Annotated in this window: 8 protein-coding genes; 3 read left to right on the forward strand and 5 right to left on the reverse strand. The window is 36.0% G+C overall.

All coding sequences use genetic code 11. The features are described 5' to 3' along the window. On the forward strand, positions 1 to 395 hold a 395-nt coding region (locus PLJ10_13115), incomplete at its 5' end, for a hypothetical protein (protein HOK10585.1). Between the two features lie 126 nt (positions 396 to 521). Further along, the gene (locus PLJ10_13120; protein ID HOK10586.1) at positions 522 to 3,215 is read left to right on the forward strand and encodes a glycoside hydrolase family 99-like domain-containing protein; all 2,694 of its coding nucleotides are present in this window, start codon (positions 522 to 524) and stop codon (positions 3,213 to 3,215) included. Here the strand turns inward: PLJ10_13120 and PLJ10_13125 are convergent. The 5 genes from PLJ10_13125 to PLJ10_13145 all read right to left on the reverse strand — a co-directional run bounded on the left by PLJ10_13125 (position 3,212) and on the right by PLJ10_13145 (position 7,458). Then, positions 3,212 to 4,762, reverse strand: a complete 1,551-nt coding sequence (locus PLJ10_13125) for a GMC family oxidoreductase (protein HOK10587.1) — start codon at positions 4,760 to 4,762, stop codon at positions 3,212 to 3,214. The two genes, PLJ10_13120 and PLJ10_13125, sit on opposite strands and share 4 nt — an antisense overlap. A 3-nt stretch (positions 4,763 to 4,765) precedes the next feature. Further along, positions 4,766 to 5,182 (reverse strand): hypothetical protein, encoded by a 417-nt coding sequence (locus tag PLJ10_13130; GenBank protein HOK10588.1) that lies wholly within the window; start codon positions 5,180 to 5,182, stop codon positions 4,766 to 4,768. Between the two features lie 7 nt (positions 5,183 to 5,189). Next, a complete protein-coding gene (locus PLJ10_13135; protein ID HOK10589.1) occupies positions 5,190 to 6,188 on the reverse strand; it encodes a hypothetical protein in 999 nt (332 codons plus the stop codon). Between the two features lie 54 nt (positions 6,189 to 6,242). After that, complete coding sequence (locus PLJ10_13140) at positions 6,243 to 6,704, reverse strand: hypothetical protein (protein HOK10590.1); 462 nt, start codon at positions 6,702 to 6,704, stop codon at positions 6,243 to 6,245. 172 nt (positions 6,705 to 6,876) lie between these two features. Then, the gene (locus PLJ10_13145; GenBank protein ID HOK10591.1) at positions 6,877 to 7,458 is read right to left on the reverse strand and encodes a thioredoxin family protein; all 582 of its coding nucleotides are present in this window, start codon (positions 7,456 to 7,458) and stop codon (positions 6,877 to 6,879) included. Positions 7,459 to 7,611: 153 nt separating this feature from the next. Here PLJ10_13145 and PLJ10_13150 point away from each other — a divergent pair, with 153 nt between their 5' ends. Next, entirely contained in the window at positions 7,612 to 9,174 is a 1,563-nt protein-coding gene (locus tag PLJ10_13150; protein ID HOK10592.1) for an alginate export family protein, read from the forward strand. Positions 9,175 to 9,205 lie beyond the last annotated feature (31 nt).

The raw sequence follows: 9,205 nt of genomic DNA on the forward strand, positions 1-9,205 counted from the left end.
TTCCTGAAGGTACACCAGAAGGAGTTGTGGAAGGCACGCCAGAAGGCACACCAGAAGGTACACCAGAAGGTGTTCAAGAGGGAGAACCGTTAATAGTTCCTCATAATATAGATACCAATGGAAATTGGAAAATTGAACTTACAGAGTTACTTCGTTTGATTCAATTATTTAACTCATTTGGTTATCATTGTGACCCACAAGGTGAGGATGGATATAATCCAGGTAACAATCCAGATATGAGAGATTGCAAACCTCATGCAAGTGATTATGACCCTCAAAATTGGCGTATTGACCTCAATGAACTGTTAAGAGCAATACAGTTCTTTAATTCAGGTGGTTATCATGCATGCAGAGATGGTGAAACTTGCGAAGATGGTTATAATCCTGGTATTTAATTGAAAAAGCAGACCTAACAATATCCGCCGAAATTTACGAATTTCGGCGGATATTTATTTTATGATATAATTTTTTCAATTTTATTGGTATGTTTCCCCTTCCAAAACTAAAGAGTGGAGAAATCTATGTTATTGACATCTCTTCTAATGATTTTTGTAAGTTATCAATTGCCTGAATGGATATTTGATAATCCCGATATTTTGCAGAAATGGGTGCCGAATGGACAAGTCCAAGATGTAAAAATAGAGGATGGGAAATTGCATGGCAGGACACAGGGCACAGACCCATATCTTTTATGCGAAGGTATTGAATTTATCTCAACCCCTTATCAATACATACATATTCGCATGAAAACGAATCATGGCGGTATGGGGCAGATATTCTGGTCTGGAACAAATGAAGGACAATATGGGGGACTATCGGGAGATAAATCTGTCAATTTTAATTTTGAAGAGAAGGATGATTGGCAAGATATTTATGTTTTTCCTTTCTGGCATAAAGAGGGGAAAATTATCAAAATACGATTGGATTTGTGTGATGCTCTGGAATTTGAATTAGAGAAAATTTCTGTAAAAACATGGGATAAAGGGGAACCCCCTGTTACGGATGTTTACGAGTGGCGATTTCCTGAAGGGGACATTTCCTCGTGGAACGTTGATTCTGAACATAGTTCCTATTACTTCGTTAAGCCTATATCATTGACTGTTGGTGGTAAAAAATATCTTTCTATTGAATATTCTGCAAGCAAAGGTGCTAATTCAATAGATTTTATTTGGTCAGGTCAGGATGTAGTAGGACCTCAAATTATTTCTTTACCATTGATTACGGATAACAAAACACATGTTAATGTCATAGATATGTCTCAATATTCTAAATGGAAAGACCCTATTCTTGCTTTAGGATTTCATATTCCCAATTATTCAAATGTGAAAATATATTCTCTATCTATAGGAGAAGAGCCACTGAATAAGCCTGAACTTATTGTGTCTTATTTTGGTCCTTCACAAGGAGGAGTACGAGAGGACAGTAAAATTCCTATTTTATTAAGGCTCTCCAATCAAGGAGGTGGTATTGCCCAGATAGATAACTTAAATTTTAGACATCCGAGTTCTTTGAGGATAGAGAAAGGTCCTGTTCCCGAGCCTCCATATGAAATTGAATATGATGATTTTATGGATGTTTACTGGGAAGTGTTTGTAGAAAAATCAGGGGAGTATCCTATTGAAGTTATTCCTATGTTAGAAGAGACCCCATTGACTATCAATACGGGAGAACTGAATGTATTGCCTAAAATTAAAAATATAACAGCGGAGTATGTCCCTGAACCAAGACCGATTAATACCAAGGTAGATATTTGTGCTTTTTATTTCCCAGGTTGGGATACTGCAGAAAAATGGGACTGTATACAAACGACAGCACCGATAAGAAAACCTATTTTAGGATATTATGATGAAGGAAACCCTGAGTGTGTGGATTGGCAAATTAAATGGGCTGTAGAGAATGGAATAAAATGTTTCCTTGTTGATTGGTATTGGATTGGTGGAAAACAATCGTTAACACATTGGTTTGAAGCCTATCGAAAAGCGAAGTATAGAGATTATTTAAACGTGGCAATTATGTGGGCAAATCACAATCCTCCCAATACCCATTCTGTTGAGGACTGGGAAAAAGTAAATAGAGAGTGGATAGATAATTATTTTAATTTGCCATCCTATTACAGGATTGATAATAAACCGCTTGTATGTATCTGGAGTCCTGAAAATATTCGGCATGATTTAGGTAGTTCGGAAGCGGTAAAGGAATTATTTGATAAATCCCAACAGTGGGCAAAATCCGCAGGTTATGAGGGGATTGAATTCATGGCAATAAACAATAATCATACTGCCAGCGAATTACAAATTTTGAAAAACGAAGGCTATTCATCTTTTACAAATTATCATGAATTTTATAGAGCAGTTTATATGAGTCAAATCCCTAACCGTGCAAGATATGAAGATGTCGTTTCCACAATACCATCTGTTTGGATGGAAAAACACAGTTTATGTGAAGGAATGACTTATTATCCCATTGTGGAAACAGGATGGGATTCAAGGCCATGGCATGGCTCAAAAGCATTGGTTATTGAAGGAAGAACTCCAGAATTATTTAAGACGATGTTGCTGTCTGCACGTGATTTTACAAGAGAAACACGGAAGCCTATTATTGTTTTAGGCCCGTTGAATGAATGGGGCGAAGGTAGTTATATAGAACCTAATACAGAATTCGGTTTTGCAATGTATGAAGCCATCCGTGATGTTTTTGTCTCAGAAAATACAGAGGAAGTCCCAATAAATATAACACCGCAAGATGTCGGACGTGGTCCTTATGATTTTCCTATTTCTGAGATGCAGACTTCTTGGGATTTTCACGAAAGATTATCTGGTTGGAAAATATTTGCAGGAATGGAGGGGATAAAGGTGGAAGAAGGGAGTATGACTGGGAGGACTACAGGGGAAGACCCATCAATTTGCTATTTTTATTTTGGAACAAAGGGTATCAAGGCGGAAAATTTTCCAAGAGCAACAATACGTCTTCGAGTAGATGTGCCAGCCCCGATAGAAAATAAGGTGCAATTGTATTGGTCGGAAAAAGGGTTGAGTTTTAATGAAGAAAAATCAATAACACTTCCGTCTCGGGCTGATGGAGGTTATTATACATATACATTTAATCTGCGTGAGCATCCTCTTTGGAAAGGTAGAGTTAAATCACTACGGATTGACCCCTGTAATTTGAGTAATGTTAATATCTGGATAGACTCTTTCACACTACATCGTAATTAAACTTTGCCCATTCCGAGATTTTTTCCTAATTGAGTTGCAAATGCCATGATGGTTAGCTGAGGATTTACCCCGAGAGATGTAGGTATGATGCTACCATCGCAAATATAGATATTGTCAGTATTGAACACCTTAAAGTTCTGGTCACATACTCCATGCTCTGGCGAATGTGCTGTGCGACATGTGCCTAAAGGATGAAAAGCCATACATTCAAAATCTGAGGGGAGATGTTCTACTTTTAGAAATGTATGTAAATCATCTTTTGTCTTAATAATATTCGGTTTTTTGGAAATCATTAGGAATAATTGTTTCGGTTTTTCTTCAAGTGCCAGTTCTGCGAGAAAACAGATAGCCCTTTTTAGTCGTGTTACATCTGTTGATGTTAGTTGGTAAGAGTAAACGGGTTGATTTTTTATTGAGTATTTTAAGTATCCTTCTGTGCTATCTTTAATCATGAATCCAAACGTTGCTATATTTTTATAGTTTTGCCAGTAATATTTTAATTCCTCTCCTGTGTATGGTACAGCAGAAGGACCTAAATCTGGAGGCATGGCTACACCTTCGAAAATAATACCTTCCTCTTCAAGAGCATCGGTATAGCAACCTTGAGGGATTCCCATCCATGAATTGATTTCGTCATTAAGTTCAATAGATATTTTGCTTGCAGGATGAATAGTAAGGTGTCGACCTAAATTGGGATTATTTAAAGCGATTCCGCTTCGTTTTAATAGTGATGGAGATAACAATGTTCCGCAGGCAACAATAATTTTCTCTCCTTTTAATTCAATTGTATCTATAACTTTTTGGGTTTCTGGGTCTATAATATCAATTAAAACGGCATACCCTATCTTTCCATTATGAGTTAATATTCGGTTTACCCTTGCGTTATAAAAGAGTACCATACCTGATTGGATTCCCTTTGGGATGTATGTTAATTCCATGCTCTTTTTGGCACCAGAGGTACATCCGTAGCAACACATTCCACAGCCTTCGCAGTCTTTTGTATTTCGTTTCAAGGGGTAGCAAGGAATATCTTTATTGTTCATTATTTTACGGATGAACAAATTAGATTTGTTCATTACATCCCAGTTGGCTTTTTCAACATGAATCTCACGTTCTACTTTTTCGTAGCATTCTGATAAATCCGTTGAGGTCAATTCTTTTAACTCTAACTCTATTTCCCACTGATGAAGTATTTTTTGAGGTACACGGAAACATGTTCCAGAATTTATAACTGTTGTTCCACCGACACAGCGACCTAAAGGAATAGGAATCATAGGCTTGCCAATAACACCTGTGAAACCTTTATCCCGATAAAGTTTTAATAATGACCTGAATGCTGACTTTTCCCATGGAAAAGGTAGAGAACCTTCTTCGATGAGAGCAACATTTGCCCCGTATTCGGTAAGTTCTTTTGCTACGACTGCTCCGCCTGCACCGCTACCGATGACAATGAAATCGTAAATTTGCTTTAAGTAATCAGACTCCATATTTTTTGATACATCAACAACATTATTTTTTCTGTAAATTTCTATTAATTCTTCATTCATAGGTTATTGTTTTACCTTTAAGCAGATATGTTTTTCTCGTGTGTCTAAGATTTGTGGATAATTGGTATGGATTAAAGAGGGTTTCAGTTGTAATGCACTTCCCATGATAAGGATACGTATGCCTAAAAACAAAGATTTTTTCCAGATATATTTAGAGTTAGCCCAAGAGTTTATCCAATTTTTACGTTTGTCTAAACATGATTTAGAAATAGGGGTAAAAAATCCATAGGGTGGAGTTATTATCGATAGTAGAATAATGCCACAGATAAAACCGAAACGATATACTTTGGGTAATGATGTCAATGTTTTTTGAAATTCTGTCCAAAAGTCCTCTTCACGGATATTTTCAGTCCAATAAGGGTCATCATCGAATAGTGTTAATAAAAATGAGTAGCTATTTTTTTTAATAAATTTTTTCATATCACCTCTATATTGAAATAGAAAGTTTATCCCAAAGCTCTCTTTGAACCCATTCAAATGCTCCTTTATTAGGACATATAAATCGCTTTTCTGTGCCTTTCTCGATATCTCTTATATAAAGTTTAGTTGTTGCCATTTTTGTGTTGTAACAATAAAGGGGAGTCCCATCAGTATCTTCATATTGAACGCCAACTATAGTGTATATTTCTGCTTCCGTAACAACATTTATCTCTAAAGTATTTGTTTTTAACTGCAATTCCCAATGTTGAGGAACATATTGAGACTTAATAGATAGGATGTTATTAAGGGAGTTCAATGAATATGTTTGTCCTTCATAGTGTATAAACATTGTTGTAAGTTTGGGTGACAAAATATGTTTTCCAAGGCGTGCCCTTGCTGTTAATATATCTATAATAAGTGGGCTAAGTTCGCCAGTATCTTCATCATAAAATATACAGGAATGAGCCCATGCCCATGAGTGACCTTGCTTTATTCCTGCCAGATGTCCCTGCATGCCTAATGCATTTTGGACAGGAGTAGTTTCTTCGTTTGTCTCAATAACACCATTAAATAGTATTTTTTCATGCACAGTAACGGCATAGTTTTTTACAAGTCCTAATTTCCAGAATGTATGTGGAACAAAATTAAAAGATTCCTGTGGTGCAATAGGAGTTAATTGAAGGTTCCAATAAAGTTTTTTTTCATTTTGCTCTAATTTTCCATGTGTGGTCATGAAATCAACGGAGTTGTTTTTTAGCAAAATTTGAGGTCTTTCATCAGCTGTGTAAATACATTGTTCAATTGGGAAGGTGTTTTTTAGTGCGGTATGATATGTTTGTTTTTCTTTGGTGTTAGTTCCTTTTTGAGTGAATATACCCCAGACCTCAGCGACAGATTTAAATTTATTTCTAAGAAGGGTAAATCGGAACCATAAAGACCAATGACCATCTATTGGGTTTAATTTCCAATACCAGACTTCATACGCATATCCCTTTAAATCAGGCAAGAGGAAAGATTCATTAGTTATTTTATATGGGTATTGCATGGGATTTTAATTTATTTAAGATTCGTTTTTTGGTATGTTTTGAATTTTAATTTTTAGGTATAAAACAAAACAGCAAATAGCAAAATCGAGAACGCCACCGACTATATATCCAAATATGTATGCATGAACAACAAAGAGGTAAAAATAACCCAATGCGGAAATAAGTTTAGAAAGAATATGGACATTTAATAATATTTTATTATGCGGGTCTCGTGAAGATTGAAAAGCGATGTATGTCAGGACAAACATTAATGAACCTACGAGGGGTAGCCAGAAGTAGTCCACATTTTTATCGGGTAGGGGTTGAAGCACCTTTAGGAAGATAGGTAAGAAATTGAGAATATAGTTAACGCCATCGGGTATGAAGAAGAAGAACAGTGCACCAATGAAGTATGCCAAAGACAATAGCCTCATCGAGAACTTAAAAAATACTATCATTTTTTCCGTTTTATTTATTTCGTCAATGTCTGTATCCATGGTTAGCCCTTTCTAAAGCTTTATTGAAATTAAAATTTATACATAAAATATTGCAAAAAATAGGGAGGGATTACAACAAAGATAGATGAATGGTATTCCCCTATAATATAAAAATTATAAGTAATATGGGGAAATTATGTAGAAAGAAAGTTTTTACGATGATAAGTTTATTTTAATGAGTGAAGTAATCTGGTTCGTTTCCTGATTTCCACTTGATATTACAACCTATACTTGGTTTCTGACGAGAAGGAACAGGTTTGCCTTCTAATAGGCAGTCCAAGGCAGTTCTTAGGTCTTTACCATCAACTGGCTTCCCATTTCCAGGACGAGAGTCGTCAAATTGTCCACGATATACCAGATGGAAATTGCTATCAAACAAAAAGAAATCAGGTGTACACGCAGACTTATAAGATTTAGCCACCTCTTGCGTTTCATCAAATAGATATGGAAACATATAACCCCAGTTTTCTGCTACTTCTTTCATTTTATCAGGATGGTCTTCGGGATATTTTTCAACATCATTCGAATTGATGGCAACAATTCCAATCCCCTTGTATTGATATTCATTTGTTAGTTTTACTAATTCTTGTTGTATATGTTTTACAAAGGGACAGTGATTGCAAATAAACATTACTAATAGTCCTTTTTTACCTTTAAAATCATCCCTACGAACCCACTTACCGTTTATATCCTTTAAACAAAAATCAGGTGCCTTTGTTCCTAATGGTAACATAGTTGAGTTTACTGCGACCATATAGATTTCCTTTTTTTTGTTTTATAACATGTATGATTAGAAAAAAATTCCTTTTCTATTTGAATTAAGTAATATGTTTTTTCTATGATTAACAGACTGTATAACAAATAATTCTTAATAAATATATAAAACATTAGATGAAAGGGTACTTTTATGATTAAATCATGTGTTTTAAGGGGATTAGTTTTATTTGTATTATTTCTTACCATAGCATCTTTTGCAATAGCAGAGTTGCAAAGTGTATCGGTCGGTGGAGAGTTGAGGATACGAGGCCGTTGGTATATCAATACCTTTGCCCCGCGTGAGGAGCGGATACCACCTGCTTATGTTCAATGGCGACCTGTGGGAGGGAAAAAGATTACATCTATGTTTAAGTGGGATAAAGATGGTAGCGATTGGTCGAGATATGAGACCTCAGTGTTATTAAATTTTAAGGCTGATTTTACTGATGACGTTTCTGCTTTTTTTGAGTTATATGATTGGCATATCTGGGGTGAAGATTTCCGTTCAAAAGATTATATGACTGGTGTTGATGTGAGAGCAGAATCGAAAGATGATGTGGAAATTGAGCAAGCTTATATAGAGATGAGAAATATATATGGTACGCCTTTAACCCTTCGAGTAGGTCGTCAAGACTTGATTATGGGTAAGGGATGGTTGGTTACTAATATGTTAACACCCTCTCAATATTCATCCCATGACGCTATACGACTGACCTATAAAGAAGGGGATTGGACTGTCGATGCGTTTGCATCGAAATTAAATGACCGTTATCAGGAAGAGCAGGATGGTGACCTTGATTTCTATGGTGTTTATGGAACGTATGCAGGATGGAAGCCATTGTCTGTGTCTGCCTATTGGTATTTCTTAAGGGATGGTTTGAGTCCTCATGATACAACAGGGAATCCAGTCCAAGAATTTGTAGAAGATATATTGAATAGAGATGATTATGGAGTTACAAAGCTTCATACTGTTGGTATTCGTGCTTTCGGGAAGTCCTCTGGATTTGATTATGATTTAGAGTTGGCATATCAATTTGGTGAAGCCGATTCGTTAGGTGCTACATTTAAGCCGATTGGTGGTATGTATGGTGATGATGATGCAAACTGGGGTGATTTAGGTGCGGAATTGACGTTAGGTTATACCTTTGAGGATGTAAAGTGGTCTCCACGAGTCTATACATTGGGTGTGTATTATCAGGGGCATGATAATCGAAGCATTGATTTTTGGGATTGGTTAAATCCATTTTATGAACCAGAAGCAAGTCATTCTTTTAATAGGTTATTTTCCGATAAAAACTATTTGCCGACTGTGAATGATAATGGTTGGCTCTCTAATTATTGGCAGGTTCAATTAGGTATTGAATTAAAACCGACAGAAAAGATATTACTGCATTTACATGGTGCTTATGATGGTATTGTTTCTCCGTTTGACCCGCCTAAGACTGCTAAGATTTTCGGAAGAAGATTCTATGCAGTTCCATACCTTTCTTTCTGGACGGATGAAGGTGAAAGTGATATAGGTTGGGAAATTGCCGCATGGATGAAATATAACTACTCAAAAGATTTATGGTTCATGCTTTATGGTAATTATCTATTTGTTGGTGATGGGCTGGCAAATGGAGCCTATATTCAAGGGAATGGCACTGACTTTTCAGGTGGTACAGATAATAATGATGCAGGATATATTTTCTGGATGACTGTGCTTAAATTCTAATTTGTATCCTATCAGTATTAAGAAATTTAGC

Origin of the sequence: Candidatus Hydrogenedens sp., assembly GCA_035361075.1 — a bacterium.
In the GTDB taxonomy this organism is placed as follows: Bacteria; Hydrogenedentota; Hydrogenedentia; order Hydrogenedentales; family Hydrogenedentaceae; genus Hydrogenedens.

Coding starts and splice junctions, on each gene's coding strand:
- PLJ10_13125 (HOK10587.1), bottom strand. CDS start 4,762: ATGAATGAAGAATTAATAGAAATTTACAGAAAAAATAATGTTGTTGAT.
- PLJ10_13140 (HOK10590.1), bottom strand. CDS start 6,704: ATGGATACAGACATTGACGAAATAAATAAAACGGAAAAAATGATAGTA.
- PLJ10_13120 (HOK10586.1), top strand. CDS start 522: ATGTTATTGACATCTCTTCTAATGATTTTTGTAAGTTATCAATTGCCT.
- PLJ10_13145 (HOK10591.1), bottom strand. CDS start 7,458: ATGGTCGCAGTAAACTCAACTATGTTACCATTAGGAACAAAGGCACCT.
- PLJ10_13150 (HOK10592.1), top strand. CDS start 7,612: ATGATTAAATCATGTGTTTTAAGGGGATTAGTTTTATTTGTATTATTT.
- PLJ10_13130 (HOK10588.1), bottom strand. CDS start 5,182: ATGAAAAAATTTATTAAAAAAAATAGCTACTCATTTTTATTAACACTA.